16 protein-coding genes and 1 other annotated feature are annotated in these 19,081 nt (G+C 49.9%); of the genes, 10 read left to right on the top strand and 6 right to left on the bottom strand.

Annotation, left to right across the window (positions count from 1 at the left end; genetic code table 11):
- Positions 1 to 5 precede the first annotated feature (5 nt).
- Complete coding sequence (hisG, locus tag DUT67_RS12385; RefSeq protein ID WP_039300620.1) at positions 6 to 905, bottom strand: ATP phosphoribosyltransferase; 900 nt, start codon at positions 903 to 905, stop codon at positions 6 to 8.
- Between the two features lie 49 nt (positions 906 to 954).
- Positions 955 to 1,075 (bottom strand) — a sequence feature (His leader region).
- Complete coding sequence (gene hisL / locus DUT67_RS12380; protein ID WP_106389040.1) at positions 1,051 to 1,098, bottom strand: his operon leader peptide; 48 nt, start codon at positions 1,096 to 1,098, stop codon at positions 1,051 to 1,053. (Overlaps the previous feature by 25 nt.)
- A gap of 278 nt (positions 1,099 to 1,376) precedes the next feature.
- Between hisL and DUT67_RS12375 the strand changes: the two genes are divergently transcribed.
- Positions 1,377 to 2,213 (top strand): SDR family oxidoreductase, encoded by an 837-nt coding sequence (locus DUT67_RS12375; protein WP_113631893.1) that lies wholly within the window; start codon positions 1,377 to 1,379, stop codon positions 2,211 to 2,213.
- 91 nt (positions 2,214 to 2,304) lie between these two features.
- Here DUT67_RS12375 and DUT67_RS12370 read toward each other — a convergent pair whose 3' ends face one another.
- The 4 genes from DUT67_RS12370 to DUT67_RS12355 form a co-directional block, all read right to left on the bottom strand.
- Positions 2,305 to 4,254, bottom strand: coding sequence for a methyl-accepting chemotaxis protein (locus DUT67_RS12370; RefSeq protein WP_113631894.1), 1,950 nt, complete (start codon positions 4,252 to 4,254; stop codon positions 2,305 to 2,307).
- Positions 4,255 to 4,557: 303 nt separating this feature from the next.
- On the bottom strand, positions 4,558 to 6,492 hold the full coding sequence (locus DUT67_RS12365) for a methyl-accepting chemotaxis protein (RefSeq protein WP_113631895.1): 1,935 nt from the start codon (positions 6,490 to 6,492) through the stop codon (positions 4,558 to 4,560).
- Positions 6,493 to 6,958: 466 nt separating this feature from the next.
- Positions 6,959 to 7,660, bottom strand: a complete 702-nt coding sequence (locus DUT67_RS12360) for a response regulator (RefSeq protein ID WP_113631896.1) — start codon at positions 7,658 to 7,660, stop codon at positions 6,959 to 6,961.
- A gap of 106 nt (positions 7,661 to 7,766) precedes the next feature.
- A complete protein-coding gene (locus DUT67_RS12355; RefSeq protein WP_113625803.1) occupies positions 7,767 to 9,371 on the bottom strand; it encodes a sensor histidine kinase in 1,605 nt (534 codons plus the stop codon).
- 418 nt (positions 9,372 to 9,789) lie between these two features.
- On the opposite strand from DUT67_RS12355, the gene DUT67_RS12350 reads away from it, so the two are divergent.
- The 9 genes from DUT67_RS12350 (at position 9,790) to DUT67_RS12310 (ending at position 18,692) form a co-directional block, all read left to right on the top strand.
- The gene (locus DUT67_RS12350) at positions 9,790 to 11,160 is read left to right on the top strand and encodes a 2-hydroxycarboxylate transporter family protein (protein ID WP_048259814.1); all 1,371 of its coding nucleotides are present in this window, start codon (positions 9,790 to 9,792) and stop codon (positions 11,158 to 11,160) included.
- A gap of 132 nt (positions 11,161 to 11,292) precedes the next feature.
- Entirely contained in the window at positions 11,293 to 12,177 is an 885-nt protein-coding gene (locus tag DUT67_RS12345) for a fumarylacetoacetate hydrolase family protein (RefSeq protein WP_113625804.1), read from the top strand.
- A gap of 88 nt (positions 12,178 to 12,265) precedes the next feature.
- Positions 12,266 to 13,330, top strand: a complete 1,065-nt coding sequence (citC, locus tag DUT67_RS12340) for a [citrate (pro-3S)-lyase] ligase (RefSeq protein WP_113631897.1) — start codon at positions 12,266 to 12,268, stop codon at positions 13,328 to 13,330.
- Between the two features lie 23 nt (positions 13,331 to 13,353).
- Complete coding sequence (gene citD / locus DUT67_RS12335) at positions 13,354 to 13,644, top strand: citrate lyase acyl carrier protein (protein ID WP_113631898.1); 291 nt, start codon at positions 13,354 to 13,356, stop codon at positions 13,642 to 13,644.
- Complete coding sequence (gene citE / locus DUT67_RS12330; RefSeq protein WP_011094117.1) at positions 13,644 to 14,519, top strand: citrate (pro-3S)-lyase subunit beta; 876 nt, start codon at positions 13,644 to 13,646, stop codon at positions 14,517 to 14,519. The genes citD and citE overlap by 1 nt, the downstream gene beginning before the upstream one ends.
- A 53-nt stretch (positions 14,520 to 14,572) precedes the next feature.
- Positions 14,573 to 16,102, top strand: a complete 1,530-nt coding sequence (gene citF / locus DUT67_RS12325) for a citrate lyase subunit alpha (protein ID WP_113631899.1) — start codon at positions 14,573 to 14,575, stop codon at positions 16,100 to 16,102.
- 26 nt (positions 16,103 to 16,128) lie between these two features.
- The gene (gene citX, locus DUT67_RS12320) at positions 16,129 to 16,656 is read left to right on the top strand and encodes a citrate lyase holo-[acyl-carrier protein] synthase (RefSeq protein WP_113631900.1); all 528 of its coding nucleotides are present in this window, start codon (positions 16,129 to 16,131) and stop codon (positions 16,654 to 16,656) included.
- A complete protein-coding gene (gene citG / locus DUT67_RS12315) occupies positions 16,634 to 17,539 on the top strand; it encodes a triphosphoribosyl-dephospho-CoA synthase CitG (protein WP_113631901.1) in 906 nt (301 codons plus the stop codon). The genes citX and citG overlap by 23 nt, the downstream gene beginning before the upstream one ends.
- Before the next feature lie 397 nt (positions 17,540 to 17,936).
- Positions 17,937 to 18,692, top strand: coding sequence for a flagellar brake protein (locus tag DUT67_RS12310; RefSeq protein ID WP_048259847.1), 756 nt, complete (start codon positions 17,937 to 17,939; stop codon positions 18,690 to 18,692).
- Positions 18,693 to 19,081: the final 389 nt, after the last annotated feature.

Here is a 19,081-nt window from a genome sequence, read left to right as displayed (position 1 = left end):
GGTCATCACTCCATCATTTTTTCAATGGGCAGGACCAGAATGGAGCTGGCACCCAACGATTTCAACTTTTCCATGGTTTCCCAGAATAGCGTTTCGCTGCTGACCATGTGCATGGCAACACGACTTTGGTCGCCAGCCAGCGGCAGAATGGTTGGGCGCTCTGCACCTGGCAGTAGGGCAATGACTTCGTCCAGACGTTCGCTAGGCGCGTGCAGCATGATGTATTTGGATTCACGCGCCTGAATCACACCTTGCATACGGGTCAGCAGTTTATCGATTAGCTGTTGTTTCTCTGCAGGCATCTCGCCGTCGCGCTGAATCAGGCAGGCCTTGGAGCGGTAAATCACTTCGACTTCACGCAGACCGTTGGCTTCCAACGTGGCACCGGTTGATACCAGATCGCAGATGGCATCAGCCAAACCCGCGCGCGGTGCCACTTCAACGGAACCGTTGAGCAGACAGGATTTGAAATTAACGGATTGTCTGTCGAGATATTGTTTGAGCAGGTGAGGATAAGAGGTGGCAATACGTTTGTTTTGCAAGCATTCAGGGCCGGTATAAGCCTCGTCTAACGGCATTGCCAACGACAGGCGGCAGCCGCCAAAATCCAAACGACGCAGCGTGAAGTAACGCGGATCTTCGCCTTGAGCACGACGGTTTAACAGCTCTTCTTCCAGCACGTTTTCACCGATGATACCCAGATCGACCACGCCATCCATCACCAGACCGGGGATATCGTCATCACGTACGCGCAGGATATCAATTGGCATATTTTCTGCGAACGCGATCAGTCGCTGTTGCTGTAAGTTGATTTTGATACCGCAGCGTGCCAGCAGCTCGCGTGAATCGTCGCTCAGGCGGCCTGACTTCTGCATTGCAATCCGTAAACGTGTTTTATCCAGCATGGAAACCTCATTAACCTGTCAAATTTAAATTTCTAGAAATATAGCGAGCATAAAAAAACCCTCGGAAGGTGATCTTCCGAGGGCTCTCTTTGTGTTCTGCGCCACTGGAAGATCTGAACGTCTTCCAGCACCAACTGCCCGAAGACTAATCAGGATGATGGTGATGATGGTGGTTAAACAGAACGCGTGTCATAAAATGTCTCTTTGTTGTGTCAGTGTTTATGAAATCAATAGCGATTTATCTGTCGAATAACCTAAACCATGTCTGGCCCGTTGTGCAACATTTTTTTAGCAGATAAGGGAAGTTCGTTTTGGTTGGGCGATGCGCCAGCATAATCGCGCTGGATATCGGTTCTTGATAGGCAGAAAAGTCTGCTGAAATCAGGCAGGCTCCGTAGCGATGGCGGTAAAAGCCGTTTACTCTGTAGGCATGGGTGTTTATCACAAGCTCCTTGCAGGGGAGAACGGCAGATGAAAAAGGTATCGATTGTGGGATTGGGCTGGCTGGGAATGCCGCTGGCTCTGGCGCTGAATGGACACGGTTACCATGTGACGGGAACCAAAACCACTCAGGATGGCGTTGAGGCGGCGCGGATGAATGGGATTGAATGCTATCAATTAACGCTGACGCCTGAGCTGGAATGTGATGCTGACGAGCTTAGTGCATTACTACAGGTTGACGTATTAATCGTGACGTTACCCGCTAGCCGAACGGCGGAAGGCGGTGAAGGATATGTGCAAGCGGTGCAACAGTTAGTGAATATGGCGCGCGTGTTTCATGTTCCGCGCATTATCTTCACCAGTTCAACCTCGGTCTATGGCGATAACGACGGTACAGTAAAAGAGACCTCGCCGCTACAGCCGACGACGGTAGCAGGGCAAACGCTGGTGTCCCTCGAACAGTGGTTGCAGCATTTACCCGATACCTCTGTCGATATCTTGCGTCTTGCGGGGTTGGTGGGGGGCGATCGCCATCCCGGCCGTTTCCTGGCGGGTAAAACCAATCTGCCGCGTGGCAATCATGGCGTGAATCTGGTGCATCAGGAAGATGTGCTGTCGGCGATCCTGTTACTACTTAAGCTACCTAACGGTGGGCATATTTATAACCTATGCGCGACAGAACATCCTGCCAGACAGGACTTTTATCCTGAACAGGCGCGCAGATTACACGTGTCTCCGCCGCAGTTTGCACCCGCAACCGATAGCTCTCAGGGCCGGATTGTGGATGGACAGCGCATTTGCCATGAGCTTGGGTTTGACTATCAGTATCCCAATCCTTCGACGATGCCGTTGAACGAGGATGCGTAGGGCTAACCGCAGTGCGTGACCACAAGATTTTACTTCGAGACGGTTCTGATACGCCCGGATGAGCGCGAGGCTATCCGGGCGGAGGGGCGTGTTAAAACGACGTCCAATCACTTTCTGATGAAGCCGCTTTTTTGTCTGCCGTCTGCACACGTTTTGGTAGTGCGTGTTGTTGCGTAGAGGATGACGCGCGTCGGGCTGTGTGGTTGTCAGACTGAGACACGCGGAAGTGTTCAAGCAGCTTCTCCAACAGCACCGCCTGTTCTTCCAGCGAATTGGCGGAAATGGAGGATTCCATCACCAGCGAGGCGTTCTGTTGTGTGGTGGTGTCCAGTTCGCTGATAGCCTGCGCGATTTGCCCAATTCCTCGGCTCTGTTCCTCAGAGGCGGATGAAATTTCCCCCATAATGTCGTTCACGCGGGAAACGGAATCGACGATTTGCTCCATGGTTTCTCCGGCAACCGCAACAAGATGGCTGCCCGCATTGGTGCGTTCGACTGATTCTGCGATCAGGGCTTCGATGTCTTTGGCAGCTTGAGAGCTACGTTGTGACAAGCTGCGTACTTCTCCTGCAACCACGGCAAAGCCACGGCCTTGTTCACCGGCGCGTGCAGCTTCTACCGCGGCGTTCAGCGCCAGAATGTTGGTCTGGAAGGCAATGCTGTTGATGACGGTGGTGATATCGGCGATTTTCCTGGAGCTAGCGGCGATATTGTCCATCGTCGTGACGACCTGCTTCACAACCTCACCGCCTTTAAGCGCGTTCTTGGATGCATCGGCAGCGATCTGGCTGGCATGCTTGGCGTTGTCGGCATTGTTTTTCACCGTTGAGGTGAGCTCTTCCATGCTGGCTGCGGTTTCAACGACTGCGGCTGACTGCTGCTCGGTGCGTGACGACAGATCGCTATTGCCCGTGGCAATTTTGCTCGCCGATTGGCTGACGCTACCTACGCTGTCCCGTACTTCGGAAATAACGTGACGTAACTGTTCATTCATCGTGCCCATCGCGTGGGTGAGCCTTCCCAGTTCATCGTGGCGATCGGTATGAATCGTCGTGGTCAGGTCGCCACTGGCAATGCGTTCCGCCAGCGACAGGTTATGGATAATGGGTCTGGTGATAATCCGAGTAATGTAGATTGAAATGATGATGCCGATAATGACGGCGATGAGACCGATGATCATCGTAATCGTGGCAGAGTTATAGGCCAATTCATCGTTTTTCGCTTTTACGACGGTAATGAGTGATTTGATGTCGGCGCTGCTCCGAGTACCGGCTTTCATCACGTCATTTTCCGCTTTTTTTACATCATTCAATGCCGCGTAATAGGCCGTATTAAGCTGCATGTATTGGCCAATGTAACGCCATAACGTATCGGTTTGCGTTTTAACGTCGGCTGGTAATGAAGGAGATAATGACTGATAGGTTTTTTCTGCGTCCTTATAGCGCGAATCCAGAGCGGCTAAGGCGCTATCGGTTCCTTTCATCTGTAGCTCATAGGACCGATGCTGCATATCGGTTAACAGAAAAGCAATATCGCTTGCGTGATGATAGGTTTCACCGTCGATGAGAGCATTGCTGAGCGCTTGTCGGAAGTTATCAATGACCGTGTTTGCATTTTCTGTATTAATGGCTTCGCGTGCTCCGACCATTTTTTGCGTCGCGGTAGACATCGCAGCAACCGACTGTTGGAAATCTTCTAAGTTATTATGCAGGTTTTTAATAAAACCTAATTCTTCATCACTCCAGGAAAGCGTGTTGGCACTGTTGGTTAACGTTGATGCACTTTTTACAAAATCGGCGAGTATGTCTTTGGTTTTTTCGTCTGCGGTGTAAAAATATTTAACGCGATTAATCTTGGCCTGGAAAACTTCAATATTAATGTTGTAAATAAGGTTCGTTTTCTCATAAATGTCCCGAATGGCAACGAATCTATTCATGCTAAGCGATGACGCAATAATAACGAGTAATAAGATAATGCCAAACCCAGCATACAGTTTATGTGCGATTTTTGTGTTACGAATTCGACTAGCAAGATGCTGCATTATAACTCTCCATGTATGACTCTTTTTTTAATAAAATAACGATCACGATTTCATTCCTAACGGCTGTTTATTACTACCTCCTATGAGTTATCGGATTTTGTTATCGCTATGTTAGTGTCGATATCGGAGATAATAACATTCTGTGATGGATATCAAGGTGAGCTGTGCAAATGCATAGTGTTTTATGGTAATACTGCCAAAATAACGTAGCGTACTGATTATTTAACGATTTATTTATTGCCGAGATATCATTAGGTCATTAAATCCCGCCCTGACGTAATATCAGAGCGGGGCGATTAACTATCAGAATGTCGTCCAGCCGGAATCCTGTGTTTGTTTTGATGCCGGTGGCAGATGCTTTTGCTGTGGTGGTAAACCAGGGATATTCGTTTTTGGCTTACGTCCATCGTTATCAGACAGGCGGAAGTTCGCGACCATACTTTCCAATATTGCTGACTGCTCTTCCAGAGAGTTAGCGGAGATTGACGATTCCATCACCAGCGCCGCATTCTGCTGCGTAGTGGTATCAAGTTCGCTGATGGCGCGGGAAATTTGCTCAATGCCACGGCTTTGCTCATCGGAGGCGGAAGCGATTTCTCCCATGATGTCGTTAACCCGTGAGACGGAGGAGACGATCTCATCCATTGCCGTTCCCGCATTGGCTACCAGTTGTGTCCCTACGTTGATACGTGATACCGATTCAGATATCAGGCTGGCGATCTCTTTCGCGGCCTGAGATGTACGCTGAGAAAGTGTCCGAACCTCGCTGGCTACCACGGCGAATCCACGGCCTTGTTCCCCGGCTCGCGCGGCTTCTACTGCGGCGTTAAGCGCCAGAATATTGGTCTGGAAAGCAATACTATTGATAACGGCAGTAATGTCGGCAATCTTCCGTGAACTGTCTGAAATACCTGACATCGTATCCACCACATTTCGTACCACTTCGCCGCCTTTGTGCGCATTTTGTGAGGCTTCGGTACTGATTTGGCTCGCCTGTTTGGCATTCTCGGCGTTGTTTTTCACAGTAGACGTCAGTTCTTCCATGCTGGCGGCGGTTTCGACTACGGCGGCAGATTGTTGCTCGGTGCGTGAGGAGAGATCGCTATTACCTGCAGCAATCTTGGCCGCAGAGGTTGAAACGCTGTCCACACTGTCCCGTACATCACTGATCATATGGCGCAGCTTTTCGTTCATTCTCCCCATGGCGGCCGTTAACTGCCCCAGTTCATCATCACGGTCAACGGTGATGGTTGAGGTCAGATCGCCAACCGCGATTTTTTCCGCCAGAGAGAGGTTATAAATCACAGGGCGGGTAATTTGGCGAGTAATTAGCAGTGAGATAATGATGCCGATGACCACAGCAATAAGGCCAATGATCATCGTGATCGTGGCAGAACCGTATGCTAGCGCGTCATTCTTCTCTTTGACGATAGTGATAATCGCTTTAATGGAAGCGCTACTTTTGTCTCCGCCAACCTTCACGCCGTCTTCTGCTTTTTTCAGGTCGTTGATACTCTGGAAGTAGTCGTTGTTGAGCTTTTTATAACCGGTGGCATAGCTGCGCAGGCTTTCTACAGCCGCCTTTTGTTCAGGTGTTAACGCCGCAACAGCGGCCTGATAGCTGCTGTCAACGCGACTAAAAGCTGCATCGAACTGCTTCGCCGCATCGGCATTTTGCTTCAGTTGCAATTCATAGGAAGCCTGCTTCAGTTCTGAAACCTGCGTTGCCAGATCCTCTGCCTGATATAGCGTGGCGCTATCCGAAGGTTGCTGGCGCAGTTTGGCGTAAAAATCAGTCGTTATGCTCTGTCCGTTAGCGGCGCTGATTTTGTCTCGATTTTCTACTACGCGCTGCGTGGCTTTGCCCATATCGGTGATGGCGTTCTGGAATTCGGTCAGGTGCTGGCCGAGATCATTGACGAGCGTTGCCCCTTCCGAGCTCCATGAGAGCGTTTTTGCTTCAGTAGTTAATTCTGAGGCGTGTTTAACAAAGCCTGCCATCGTTTCGCGTGACTTTTCATCATAGGAATAAAAATATTTCAGGCGGTTTATTTTTGCCTGAAAGACCTCAATATTAATGTTGTAAATCAGGTTGGTTTTCTCATAGATATCACGAATTTCTCTGAAGCGACCTGCGCTGAGTAGCGATGCAATAATGACCAGTAGCAGGATGACCCCGAACCCAAGATAAAGTTTTTGGGATATTTTAAGATTTCTGATTTTTTTGGCTAAGAACATGACGTCTCTCCGGGGATAAATTACTGGTGTCGGATATTAATAACGATATGACCCGATAATGCTTATCGGATTCATGGTGGCTTTTTTTAGTGTGGGTGAAGAAATTAATAATAATTTGTGAGGGTTATCTCTCGCTGTTGGACAACTGCACAGCAGGTGCCGGTTGAATTACCAATAAGCGGAAGTGTTAATTGAATTAGGAATAAACACAGGTAATTGTGATTATTTTTTTAATCTTTAAAAAATAAGGAAGGAAAATACTATTGTCAGAAATAAATTGAAATATAAATGAGATGAAAAACATGAATAGTTAACTTTAGTCTTAATGTTGGCGCATCTGAGCAATTGATTAATGACGTTATTGCTTTTATTGATTTGTCGGACTTTTTATCGTGCATTGTCGTCTGGCTGTGCCGGATACCCTATGTCGGCTAATGTCATCGCCATAGGGTATGGGCTGCGGCACCTAGTGGTTGCTCTTTGTTCGATACAGCCGACGTGGGTGGCCAATCTTTCCGTAACGCATTTCGATATCGAGGAATTGGTTTTCAACGCAGAACTCCAGATAGCGGCGCGCCGTCGTTTTGCTGAGTCCGGTTTTTTCGACGATATCATCGACAGAATAGAGCGTATCGCCACCATCACTGGCAAAAATCTGTTTGATCAACCCGAGCGTGTTCTCCTCAATGCCTTTTGTGGACGATGAGGAAGCCGCGCCGGACGATTGCAGCTGGTAGAGAATATCGACGTTCTGCTGATCGACAATTTTGTACGTGTGCTGGGTTTTCACGAATTGAATAAATCGCTCCAGCGAAGAACGCAGCCGTGGGTAAGAGAGCGGCTTGATTATGTAGTCAAAGGCCCCGCAGCGAATCGCCTGAGCGCAGGTATTCATATCGCTGGCGGCGGTAATAAAGATAACGGAACAGTCCATTCCTTTGAGCACTTGGCTCTCAATCAACGAAACCCCTTCGCCATCGGGCAAATAGTTATCAAGTAGGATGAGACGAGGTTTGTGTTGCTGAAGGAGTTTTTTGGCTTCAAAAAGCGTAGCGGCAATCCCTACGACACGCAGATTGAAATGTTTTTCAATAAATTCAGCATGAATAGTGGCCAGCTTACTTTCATCTTCAACGATTAAGACATCGAAATGTTCAGTGTGCGGCATGGTGTGAATCCCTGTTAGTGTCTGAAGCATAAAAGAAGATCTCGTATCCGTTATACCCGCCATATCTCATGCTGCCTATGCGTTGCTCAGCATGCGACAACGCAAATTATTGGGGGGATAGCGGGATAAATAGGGAAAATATGCTGCCATTCGGCTGATTGGCCGAGACTTCAACGATTCCCTGCGCCTGATTAAGGTAGCTGGCGACCAAATGCAGCCCCAGTCCGTGGTCGCCCTGTGTTTTACTGGTTACGCCCATCTCAAACAGACTATCGGCAATCGCTGGATCGATTCCTGTTCCCTGATCGGCGATTTCAATGACCAGCTCTTGTTCGCTGTTATAGATGTACACTTCGACAGGATAATGTGGCGCGGTGGTGGCCAATGTGGCTTCCATGGCGTTATCCAGCAAATTACCAATGATGGACATCAACTCTGTTTCACTCAGTGCGGCCGGAATATGCGTGAGCTGGCAGCGTGGGTCGAAAACAATTTCAATGCCTTTTTCCCGAGCGGTGGCGTACTTGCCCAGTAGCAGCCCGCACAGCGCGGGTGAACAGAAGCGACTGGAAACAAAGTCCAGCACCACCTGCGCGCTTTCCGACTGCGCCTCAATATATTTGATGGCTTCGTCATAGCGCTTTAAGTGCAACAGCCCAGCCAGCGTCGCCGTCCAGTTCAACTGCTCGTGACGCAGGATGCGCAGGCTGTTCGCGTAACGCTTCACCTGACTGAGCTGCATGCTGAGCGTATGAATGTCGTTTTTACTACGGAAGCTGATGACCCAGCCCTGAAGTTCATCCTCCAGCATAATCCGTACCCGACTGGCAATGACGGTGGCATGGTTAAAGCGGCAGATCTCATCGTGGGTGTCGCTGCTCCACATGGCTTCGCCGGAGAAGAAGGGCACGGGTTTAATCACGGTATCAATTGGTTTGCCACGCAGCAGGTGGGAAGGTTCATTTAACCCGAGTATCTCTTTGGCTGCATGATTAATGGCGGCAATGCGGTGTTGTTTGTCGATAGCGATGACCCCTTCATAGATCGATTCGAGCAGCGCCTTCTGCTGCCTGACCAGCATGCGGATTTCAAGGGGTTCAAGGCCAAACATCTGTTTCTTCAGATTACGTGAGAACCACCAGGAAAAGATAAACAGCGCGACGAACATCGCGACAATCGCCAGCAGAATATGCGCCAGTTTACTGAACGTTAGGTTGTCGATGTGTGTCTTCAGATAGCCCACAGAGACAATGCCGATCACCTGACCATCAGCGATGATAGGCGCTTTGCTGCGGAGCGAGATGCCGATGCTGCCATGGCGCACGGTAATCACGCTTTTTCCGGCTAATACGTCGAAGTTATCTCCGCCAACCATCTGTGTGCCGACGAGTTTGTCACTTTCTGAGTATTCAGAATGAAACAGGTGACGTGCCTGATCGTCGCCGATGACGATATAGCTGGCATCGCTGCGCTGTTTCAATTGTTGCGAAAGAGAGTATATCTGTTTGATATCTCTATTCTTTACCGATTCAATCAGCGTCGGGATGATGGCGATTTCTCTGGCTTGCACCTGTGCTCGTGTACCCAGCTCGGAATACAGCTGCTTATCGATATCATGATAATAATAGATACCCGTCATTAGCAGCAGTGAAGAGAAGAAGACGATCAAATAGATAAATAATTTGATATGAAAGGAAAGTCTCAATCTCATGATGTGCGGTAGCCTGCGGATAAACGAAAATAGCTGCTGAATTTATCACGAATGGTAATAAGAATGGACTGAGAGAAAAAAACTTGTGAGCAATAACACGTTTAAATATGTTGTTACCAATACGACCATAAAAATAAATAGATAAAATTAAACGACTCTGCTTTCTTTAATAAACAACTTAATTACTTTTTATCAACATGATCATGTTTAGGAAATAAAAACCATAAACGCCATAAAAACCTTAAAGTTTATTCTGAGCGTAAAATCAGCTAATAGCCTGCGTAATAAACGATTTTTGAATATAAACCATAGAAACCATAAACGCCTTTAAAACTCGTTTTTTAATTTGAAGGGAATCACATAATAATATGATCCTGTTCCCTATGATGTGCGGACAAAATAAAACGGGGGCTGAGTTATGAGTACGACTGATGATTCATATATTGTGGTAAATAATGAGGCGGCTGGGAAGGCCTCATTAAAGGAAAAATGGTGGCATGTTCTGGATACCTACAAAGTAGGTATTATTCCTGTGCCACTCTTCGTGTTAGCGGGTGTATTAATCGGCATTGATTGCCTGAGTGGCAAGTTGCCGAGCGACATCGTCGTGATGGTCGCGACGCTGGCATTCTTCGGATTTGCCTGTGGTGAATTTGGTAAGCGTCTACCGATTATCGGCAAGATGGGGGCGGCGGCAATTTGTGCGACCTTTATCCCTTCTGCGATGGTGCATTACGGCCTGCTGCCGGACGTTGTTGTTGAATCTACGACCAAGTTCTACAAAAGTACCAACATTCTGTATCTCTACATCTGTTGCATTATTGTCGGCAGCATCATGAGTATGAATCGGCAGACGTTGATTCAGGGCTTCATGCGTATTTTCTTCCCTATGCTGTGCGGTGAGGTTGCCGGGATGCTGGTGGGCATGGGCGTGGGTATTGCACTGGGCCTGGATCCGTTCCAAATCTTCTTCTTCCTGATTCTGCCGATTATGGCGGGTGGGGTGGGTGAAGGTGCAATCCCGCTGTCTATCGGCTATGCCACGATTCTGCATATGGATCAGGGTGTTGCTCTGGGGCGCGTTTTGCCTATCGTCATGCTGGGCAGTCTGACTGCGATCATCCTTGCTGGTGTTCTGAACCAGTTGGGTAAACGCTATCCACACCTGACCGGCGAAGGTGAACTGATGCCGAATAAAGGCAATAGCCTAGGTGGCAGCGAAAGCAGCGCCCCAGCTTCTGGCTTTAGCGGTAAAGCAGACGTAACGACCATTGCCTCTGGCGCTCTGCTGGCAATCCTGCTGTATATGGTGGGTATGCTAGGCCACAAAATGATTGGCCTGCCTGCACCGGTTGGCATGCTGTTTGCCGCTGTACTGGTGAAGCTGGCTCACGGTGTTTCACCGAAAATGTTGGAAGGTTCTCAGGTTGTTTACAAGTTCTTCCAGACCTCGGTGACGTATCCGATTCTGTTTGCCGTTGGGGTAGCGATTACGCCGTGGCAGGAACTGGTGAACGCCTTCACGATTCAAAACCTGCTGGTAATTATTTCGACTGTAGTGACGCTGGTTGGGACCGGTTTCTTAGTGGGTAGAAAGATTGGTATGCACCCGATTGATGTTGCCATTATTTCCTGCTGCCAGAGTGGACAGGGCGGTACTGGTGATGTCGCGATTCTGACGGCGGGTAACCGTATGATGCTGATGCCATTCGCGCAGATTGCCACGCGTATCGGCGGTGCTATTAATGTTTCTATTTCACTACTGGTACTCGCCAACTTTTTAGTCTGATGTCATTCAGAAAATAAAAATCGGTTGAGCCAAATAAATAGTGTCTTGAGAAATAGAGTGTTGAGAGAAGTTGCGTTGAATTAACGAAATAAAACTGCCATCGGCATGAGTTTATTTTGCATAGGAAATATTATGAAACTTGCAAGCTATCGTTATAACGGTAAGGACAGTTACGGCATTTATACACCAACGGGATTAATCGATCTCGGCGGTAAAGTTGGTCACCGTTACCCTGACCTGAAAACGCTGCTGGCGCAGAATGCATTACACGTCGCGCATGAATTCAGTATGAGCACGCCGGATATTGCGGTTGCGGATGTCACGTTCTTACCTGTTATTACGGCACCAGGGAAAATACTGTGTGTGGGGATGAATTATGCCGCTAAGCGTCAGGAATTCAATGAAGAGAATCCTGCGCCAACATTATTTGTCCGCTTTGCGGATTCGCAAACCGGACACGCTACCCCCGTCATCAAACCGCATTATTCCAGCGAGTTTGATTATGAAGGTGAACTGGCGGTGATTATCGGTAAAGGCGGACAGAATATTTCTCGGGATGTGGCGCTGTCTCATGTCGCAGGCTACAGCTGCTACATGGATGGATCGGCGCGTGACTGGCAGCATAGCTGGTTTACTGCTGGCAAAAACTGGCAGAAAACCGGTGCGTTCGGTCCGTATCTGACCACCACGGATGAAATTCCCGATCCGCATGTATTGGCAATCCGCACGTATCTGAATGGCCGCATGGTTCAGGACGACAATACCAGCAGCATGATCCACAAAGTTGCTGAATTGATTGAATACATCAGTACTTTTACCGAGCTGAGTGCGGGTGACGTGATCATTACCGGTTCACCGGGTGGCGTGGGTAAAAAACGCAATCCGCCGTTGTTTATGAAAGCGGGTGACTGCATTGAAGTTGAAATCGAAAACATTGGCCATTTGCGCAACACAATTGTGGATGCTGCAGCGCCGTTGAAGTCGATTCCGGTAGCCGCTGAAGCTGCTGTGCACTAAGTACCAGGTAAGTACAAGGCTGCCGGCGTTAAAACCGGCAAGCCTGCAATGATTGCCCTAAATAATTCGAGTTGCAGGAAGAACCGTGATGTATGCCAATGATTCCGTCTTTTTTGACACGCTGGATGTGCGCCTTCGGGAGCAGGAGAGGGACGCTGTGCGGCAGTTCCTTGCACACTGCCAGCTCGGCATGGATGACGATATTGACATCGTTGTTGTTGGCAAACTGGGCGGGCGGCTGATCGCTTGCGCGGGGCTTGCCTCCAACACCATTAAATGTGTTGCGGTCGATCCTGAATTCAGACACCTCAACCTGGGCGTGCAGGTGGTGAATGAAGTGATGCAGCAGGCGGCACAGCGCGGCCACTTCCATCTGTTTCTTTATACCCGACCGGAAAATGTCGACATCTTCCGGGGATGTGGGTTCTACCCGCTGGCGTGCTTCCAGGACAGCGCGGTGCTGATGGAAAACACACCGATTGGTATTCAGCAGTATTGTCAGTCTTTGGCGGCGTTTGCGCAGCCCGAAGCGCTCGCGATACGGGCAGATAAAAAGATTGGCGCTATTGTCATGAATGCGAACCCTTTCACGTTGGGCCACCGCTATCTGGCGGAACACGCGGCGCAGTCGTGCGATTGGCTACACGTATTCGTGGTGCGCGAAGACGTTTCGTTTTTCCCCTTCAGCGAACGTCTGGAGATGGTACAACGCGGCGTGGAGCACATTCCCAATCTAACGGTGCATGCTGGCTCGAACTACATGATCTCTAAAGCGACGTTCCCCGCTTATTTCCTGAAGGAAGAAAAACTGATCACCCGCGCTCATGCTGCGCTGGATTTAATCATTTTCAGGAAATATATCGCGCCAGTGCTCGGTATTACCCAGCGCTTCGTCGGCACCGAACCCTTTTGCCCGGTGACGTATCAATACAATCAGGACATGCACTACTGGCTGGAGAAAGACCAGACGGTGTCTTCCCCTGCGTTAAGCGTGGTTGAAATTGAACGTAAACGGCAAACCTCAGGACTGGCAATTTCCGCTTCGGAAGTCAGGAAATTACTCAAACTTCGGCAGTACAGCCGTATTCAGGACATCGTGCCAGCCTCAACCTTTGAGCATTTACAGCGCTATTACGAACCTGAATACGCGTAATTAAAATTAATCAGGATAAGTCTATGAAGATTATTAAGGAGTCCCTGGCGGGTACCTTTGAATCCAGTGATTTGCTGGTCAAAGTGGCACCGGCAGACGGGAAGCTCACCGTGGTCATCAACAGTGAAGTGATTAAACAGTTCGGTCATCAAATCAAACAGGTCGTGAATGACACGCTGAAAGAACTGGGCGTACAGGAAGGGACGATCATTGTGGATGACAAAGGCGCATTGGATTGTGTCATCCGTGCCCGCGTGCAAAGCGCGGTGCTGCGCGCCACAGACGGACAGCAGATTGAATGGGAGAAATTATAATGAATAAACTTCGCCGCAGTATGTTATTCCTCCCAGGCGCGAACGCCGCCATGCTGTCCAATGCGTTTATCTACAAGCCTGACTCCATCATGTTCGATCTGGAAGATGCGGTTTCCCTGCGGGAGAAAGACACCGCACGCCTGCTGGTTTTCCATGCGCTCCAGCATCCGATGTATCGCGACATTGAAACCGTGGTGCGTATCAACCAGCTCAGTACGCCGTTTGGCCTGCTCGATCTTGAGGCTGCTGTTCGCGGTGGTGCTGACGTTATTCGTTTGCCAAAAACCGATTCCACCGATGATGTGGATGAGCTGGAACGCCATCTGGTTCGTATCGAAAAAGCCTGCGGCCGTGAAGTCGGTTCCACTCGCATTATGGCGGCAATTGAGTCTGCGGTGGGCGTGATTAACGCCGTTGCCATTGCTCGCTCTTCCGAACGCATGATCGGGATTGCGCTGGCGGCGTTTGACTATGTGATGGATATGCAAACGGAACGCGGCGATGGTACTGAGCTGTTTTATGCTCGCTGCGCCGTGTTGCATGCGGCTCGGGCTGCCGGAATTGATGCGTTCGACGTGGTTTATCCCAACGTCAATGACGATGCGGGCTTCCTGAAAGAGGTCGATCTGATCCGCAGACTGGGCTTCAACGGTAAATCCCTGATTAACCCACGCCAGATTGAGCTGTTACACAACGCCTACGCCCCTACACAGGATGAAGTGGACTATTCCCATCTGGTGATCAAAGCCGCCGAAGAGGGCGAACGTGCCGGTTTGGGCGTCATTTCCCTGAACGGAAAAATGATCGACGGGCCAATTATCGACCATGCAAGAAGAGTACTGGAACGTGCTCAGGCCTCCGGCGTTCGCAAATAGCCGTTGCGTGATTACACCGCAATTGCCGCTCTCAGGAATCACAGGATTAGACAATGAGTCATTTTATTGAAGCACTGCAAAAGCAGTTCCCGGAAAAACGTCATCTGCAACCCTTCGTCAACGCCAATCAAAACACGCCCTGGCTGAATGATGTTGAACAAAAACATGAACGCAAACTGTGTGCCGATCTGGAAGATGCGATTCGTCACAGCGGACTGAAAGATGGGATGACGATCTCTTTCCACCACCATTTCCGCGAAGGCGATAAGGTCATTAACCGAGTGATCGATACGCTGGCGCGCATGGGTTTTCGCGATCTGACGCTAGCATCCAGCTCGCTGATGAGCTGTAACGCGTCGCTGATCGAGCACATTAAAGCGGGCGTGATTAGCCGAATTTACACCTCTGGGATGCGCGGCAAGTTGGCCGATGCCATTTCTCACGGATTAATGAAAGAACCGGTACAGATTCACTCTCACGGCGGTCGCGTCCATCTACTGCAAAGCGGTGAGCTGAATATCGATGTCGCTTTCCTGGGCGTCCCGTGCAGCGATGAATTTGGTAACGCCAACGGCACCGCTGGGAAATCCAGCTGTGGTTCGCTGGGCTATGCCATGGTCGATACGCAGTTTGCCCGCAAAGTGGTGTTGCTGACCGAAGCGCTGGTGCCGTTCCCGAACATGCCTGCCAGTATCGTGCAAGATCAGGTGGACTATATCGTTCAGGTCGATGAAGTGGGCGATCCGGCCAAAATCAGCGTCGGTGCTGCGCGCGTCACCAGCAACCCGCGTGAACTGCTGATCGCTCGTTCTGCGGCGGACGTGATTGAACATGCGGGTTATTTCAAAAATGGTTTCTCGATCCAGACAGGTTCCGGCGCGGCTTCTACCGCCTGTACGCGTTTCCTCGAAGATAAAATGCGTCAGCAGAACATCGTGGCGCGTTTTGCGCTCGGTGGTATCACTGGCGGTATTGTCGACTTGCATGAAAAAGGGCTGATCGAAAAGCTGATCGACACCCAGTGTTTCGATGCCAATGCGGCCGCATCGCTGGCGAAGAATCCGAATCATGTTGAAATTTCCACTAACGTCTATGCCAACCCAAGCTCTAAAGCAGCCTGCTGCGATCAGTTGGATATGGTGATCCTCAGCGCGTTGGAAATTGACACCGATTTCAATGTTAACGTAATCACTGGTTCAGACGGCGTGATGCGCGGTGCGTCCGGCGGACACTGTGATGTTGCGACGGCAGCGAACCTGACCATCGTCGTTGCGCCGCTGATTCGTAGCCGTATCCCGACTGTAGTGCGTCAGGTGACGACGCGCGTTACGCCGGGAGAGAGCATCGACGTACTGGTGACCGATCACGGCATTGCCGTAAACCCGGCTCGTCCAGAGGTTGCTGAACGTCTGCAACAGGCGGGGCTGAATGTGATGACGATTGAGGCACTTTATCAACGTGCGATTGCGCTTGTTGGTGAACCACGCGCTATCGAATTTCACGATCGCATCGTCGGCGTTATTCGTTATCGCGATGGTAGCGTGATTGACGTTGTTCGTCAGGTTAAAGAAGCCAACGAATAAGCGCTAAACGCATGAGGGAATCGACGATGACAAATGCTGTTTCCATCACTCTGGAAACCTTACTCGCGGCGAAGGAACGCCGCGCAGTTCGCCAGCAAGAATGGCTTGCTCGGCACGGTGCGACGCTGGTGTCGCTGACGCTGGTCACGCCAGGGCCGGTAAAAGATAGAGAAAGCTATCGGCAGGTGATGGCGGAAGCCGTCAAGGCATTCACCTTGTTGTGCCAGACGCGCGGCTGGACGGTGCTGGAGCAGCAAACATTCTGGCTGGCAACAGGAGCGGAAGGGATGTGGGCCATCACCAAGGATGCGCTGTCGGTGAAAGCGGCGACCATTGTGCTGGAAGATAACCACGAACTGGGGCGGTTATGGGATTTCGACATCTTCAGCCCAGAAGAAGGATCGATTGGTCGATCAATGCTGGCGCACAGTGGGCGCACCTGTCTGTTGTGCGATCAAATGGCACATGCCTGTAGTCGTTCGCGTCGTCATTCACTGCCTGAACTGCTTGAACACATTGAGGACAAGGTCAATGCCTACTTTACGCCAGCCTGACGGTGTACGGTCGGTCGCGGTCTCTCGTTCCGCTGCCTGCGAGTCTCGGGAACGTTACCCGTTACCGGATATCGACCAACGGGTAGCGCACGCGCTGACGATGGAAGTCATGTTGACGCCGAAGCCTGGACTGGTGGATCGCGCCAATAACGGATCTCATCGCGATATGGATGTCGCGCTGTTTCAAACCAGCATTCAGGCGATTTCTCCCTGGTTCCGACATTTTACCGATGCGGGCTATCAGCATGCTAGCGTGCCTCTTGCACAGCTGTTGTCCCAAGTTCGCCCTATTGGCATCGCCTGTGAGCAGGCTATGCTGTCAGCAACGAAAGGCGTGAATACCCATAAAGGTGGGATTTTCGCGTTTGGTCTGCTGTGTACCGCGGCTGGTTGGCTGGCAGGGCGGGGAGAACGGGTGACGCAGCGTAGCCTGTGCGACAGCGTTGCCACAATGTGTCACGATTTGGTGCGTAATGAACTGGAGACGTGCTCTGGAGCTGCAACAGCGGGTGAACATCTCTATCAGCGCCATGGCTTAACGGGCGCGAGGGGAGAGGCCGCCAGCGGTTTCAATACCGTATGCCAGCACGCCTTGCCCGCTTTGCAGCAGGCTATTGCTGCGGGGATGGACGACGAAACGGCGCTGTTGCGGACGCTGCTGGTGCTGATGACCTACAATCCTGACACCAATGTCGTGTCGCGCGGCGGAATGGACGGATTAACGTTTGTGCAGGATTACGCGCAGAAATTGCTGGCTGGCCCGCTGGATCGTCAGGCGCTGATAAAAATGGATGAAGCGCTAATTGCCAAAAACCTTAGTCCAGGCGGTAGTGCCGATTTATTGGCCTTAACTTGGCTGCTGTATCACTATCCTACTGAGTAGTTAACGTATGTTGTAAAACAGCGAGCTGGCTTTGTGATGGTTAGCGTCGATGATTTTCATCATTTGACAGCTCGTTGACACTTTTCCGATTGTTCCACTAAAGTTATTGAGAAAATTGCCGATATCGTTTTCACCAACTTCTACCCGTCATACTTCGAGTTACCTATGTGCTGGCTAGTCAAATTCGTTCTCGGCGAATTTGCTCTTGGCTTGCAATCATCTTGTCACTCGGATTATTTAGGGTATGTATCATGCTATTTAGGTACTCCGAGTAATCGTTTTCAATATGCAGCCAGTGCTGTGGCATCGTATGTGGCACACATGGGACTTGAAAGATAACGGAGAGGCGTGCATCAATATAAGCCATTGACACATAATCCATGTAAATATGGTGGAGATGAGAGCGGTGAATGAAAATTTAAAAGAGCAGTTTGTTAAGCGCAACAAACTGGCTATCTGTGCAACGTTGCGCGAGTTAAAGAAGAATGATACGTCTCTACTGGTTCATCATTCTCACGGACAGTTCATCAGTAAAATTCTTGACGTCGTACCCGATAACAACCTGTTTGTCTTCGATTTAGGCGGCATTGAGCGTGAAAATAACCGTGCGCTGTATGCGGGCGCGTTGTCTTTCGTGGCAGAACCTGCTGGTGCGAAAGTTGAATTTAATGCTGAAATTGCGAAAACGGTGAATCACGACGGGCTGCCAGCTTTTAGCGCGCAGATTCCTGAACTCCTTTATCTTATCCAACGCAGAACCTATTTCCGTATCAACACGCCGCTGTGGCCGCCGTTGACGTGCCGTGGCGAGCTGCCGGATGAGAGTGTTTTCACGTTCACTATCAAAGATCTCTCTTTGGGGGGATTGAGCCTGTATACCGACCGTGATACCACGGGGCTGTTGACCGACGGCGACATTATTAAGAGCGTGGAAATGGATCTTGCTGACCACGGTTTCTTCTGCGTGGATTTGCAGTTTGTCGGTCAGGCAATGGTGAAGATTGTCGATAACAAAGGCGAATTGAAACTGACGCAACGTTTGAGCTTCAAATTCCCGTCACTAAACGCGACACAGGAACGGGATCTTCAGCAGGTGATTTTTGAGCTGGAAAGATTACAAAACGAAAAGAAAAAGCGGTTTCAGGAGTTGTAATTTTTAAGTGCAACCCTTTGTTTGGGCTTCACACATAACAGCAACGTATTTCATTACGAGTATTAACGTATTACCTGACTTATTTACCCATAAGTAATACGAAAGCCCGCGTATAGGCGGCCTGAAGTATCATGGGGATAAATAAATTGTTTCCAACGTTCTCAGAGCCTTGTCAGATGAGATCGTCTGGGGCAGAATACGCGCCTTGCAAATAACCGACGTCTAATAGCGTCGGTTATTTTTTTACATTTATGCTCGTCATACTTCAGGTTACAGGGGTATTGGTGTGGTTCTTACCTTCTCTCTGTCGCTCAGGTTTGCTGGGTATAGGGTCTTCAACCAAAGAGGCCGGACAACGATCCGGATAGATAATTTTGTGTGTGCCTGTG

Source organism: Pectobacterium peruviense (genome assembly GCF_003312355.2).
Classification (GTDB): Bacteria; Pseudomonadota; Gammaproteobacteria; order Enterobacterales; family Enterobacteriaceae; genus Pectobacterium; species Pectobacterium peruviense.
Note: the sequence above shows the minus strand (reverse complement) of the source record. Positions and strands in the feature narration are given on the sequence as shown.